The sequence below is a fragment of the Rahnella inusitata genome, from assembly GCF_965118895.1.
Taxonomy (GTDB): domain Bacteria; phylum Pseudomonadota; class Gammaproteobacteria; order Enterobacterales; family Enterobacteriaceae; genus Rahnella; species Rahnella inusitata_A.
The window spans coordinates 1-2,192 of record NZ_CBCPJJ010000042.1; the positions used below are offsets into that span (position 1 = coordinate 1).

Here is a 2,192-nt window from a genome sequence, read left to right on the forward strand (position 1 = left end):
AATTTGCGTCTGGCCAGCATTGAACTCCGCCAGCAGGCGCGGACCTTCCCACAGGAAACGCGTTTCCCTTTCGCTGTGCTTTTCAGCATCAGCCGTCACGCCGTCCATGCGCTGATAGCGTACCCGCTTGCTGATACGTCTCCCAAGCGGGTCATAACAAAAGCTAACGACACATTCCGGCTGCGTATGACTGATGGGTTGATGCAGCACTTCCACCAGCCGGTGTTCGCTGTCGTAACGGTAACGCCAGCGTTGGTTGTGGGTACTTTTTTGGGTGGTTCTGCCGTAAATGTCGTACTGGTAATCAACGTCTTTATGCTGTGCCACGGGGTTGTGCATACAAGGTCAGTGGTCATGAAAAAAACGTTTTAAAGTGTTAAACGGTTTTTTAAGAAAGGTTCTGGTCTTATTCGTTCAGTTTAAAAGAGGTGATTAAATTTCGATTTCCTTAACCCTATTTTTATTTCTATTTAAGGTCTAAAGCATTTTTAGCTGATCCATTGTAGATGAAATTATTCCAAACAAAGTCTTTTATTAAGTCCATTTAAACTTACCATCTCGACTAAATGATCGGCGCTATACTACATCCAAAATATGAAGAACGCCGTAAAATCGGCGCTTCAGAGGATGGCAGTTTAACAGACTGAACGAATAAAACAGCTGGGAGTTCAGGGGGTAGTTTCCTGGCTGTTTATTTTCTACTACCAATTTTTTCTACGCAATCATCATTAATAAATATTTTGGTTTGACCTCTTATCCAACCAAAAGGAAAAGACAAATAATTTTCAGTGCTTGATAGGTGACTGCTTATTTCAATAAATATATCACGCTCATCTAAGAATAATCTTGCATTATAGGGAAAATCATTTTTACCATAACCATATTAGACTCCTAACAGCATTTTTTTATTTTAACAGGAAAAGTTATCGATCATGATATTTTATGATCGATAACATGTTTTTTTTGGGGTAACAATACTCATTACAAAATGACAATATTAATTCAACAGGTATCATTATTCTCCATGATTTCTTCCTGGTTCAGATGAAAAACTGGAAGGGTTTTAATACCAGTATGGACATAATCAGAATGCTCTACAGTATGGGAGTCGCCATGCTGCCCTTTCCAACTAATAGATATGCATATTATTGCCATTCTTGAAATAAAGAGCGCCTAGAAATCGGCGCTCCAATCTTGTATAATAAAACACCCTAACTTTCAATGGCTAGTTTTTATTTGTTGCTTTAATAAGTTGTTAAGTAGTGACCTCATGTGTTCTAAAACATATCCTGGAGGGAGGAAAGATTCTCTGATAACTTTTGAGTTAAATTTCTTCCAGATAACTCTGTCACATTGCTTAATGGACAGCAAAATAAAAATTTCCCCATCGAAACATGGAGTTAAATTTAATGTTATCCAAATGGATTCTAATTCATGGGACTCTCTCCAATCCGTTGATTCCTCATAACCATTAACCACATATATATAAACTGATTCTTTATCTAAGTGGTTAATTTTATCAGCCAAAGAATAATCATAATTATTTATCTTAGTCTCTATTAAAGAGATTAGTGTGTGAAGTAACGTATATTCATCATTATTTCCTAACTCCTCATGTTCACAAAAAATGGACGCGCTAGCAAAATGCCCATCAGTTTCTAAACGAATAGAAAAAAGAGCTTTATCACCAATAATTAAATTACCCACATTTACCTCCTGACCCTTTAAACTTAGCAGACATTTGGTTAAAGCGATTACGAATCCATTGTGGGATTTTTAATCCTCTAACAGATCTTTCTCTACCATTCCAATGTACTTGACCATTTTGCCCTTGATAGCGATAGAACTCGCCTTCACTATTTTGCCCATACCATGTGCGACCTTCTGAATCACTCGGTACGGATCTTTGGTAGACATCTTCTGCGTCTGGAGGTAAAGGCGTAGTTTTACTGCCACCGCCTCTAAAATCGGGCGAGGAAGAATCATGATGTGCTGCAGCATCATATACTGGTTTACGGCCATGATAAGGAGATTCTGACTTGTTTAACCCCCACGGATCCACCCACCCCAACGCATTCGGCGCATACTGATAAAGATTCAGTCCGCCCGCCAGCCCTATCGGGTCATGCTGGGTAAATCGCCCTGAGTCCGGATCATAGTAACGGTGTAAATTATAATGGAGGCCGGTTTCT

General features: G+C 39.1%; 3 protein-coding genes. All 3 read right to left on the bottom strand.

Annotated elements, in window-relative coordinates; all coding sequences use genetic code 11:
* The coding region (locus tag ACMHLI_RS23340; RefSeq protein ID WP_413531457.1) for a hypothetical protein at positions 1-339 on the bottom strand (339 nt) is incomplete at its 3' end.
* 879 nt (positions 340-1,218) lie between these two features.
* On the bottom strand, positions 1,219-1,707 hold the full coding sequence (locus ACMHLI_RS23345; protein WP_413531458.1) for an Imm42 family immunity protein: 489 nt from the start codon (positions 1,705-1,707) through the stop codon (positions 1,219-1,221).
* A partial coding sequence (locus ACMHLI_RS23350; RefSeq protein ID WP_413531459.1) for an RHS repeat-associated core domain-containing protein occupies positions 1,700-2,192 on the bottom strand: 493 nt, incomplete at its 5' end. The genes ACMHLI_RS23350 and ACMHLI_RS23345, both read right to left, overlap by 8 nt.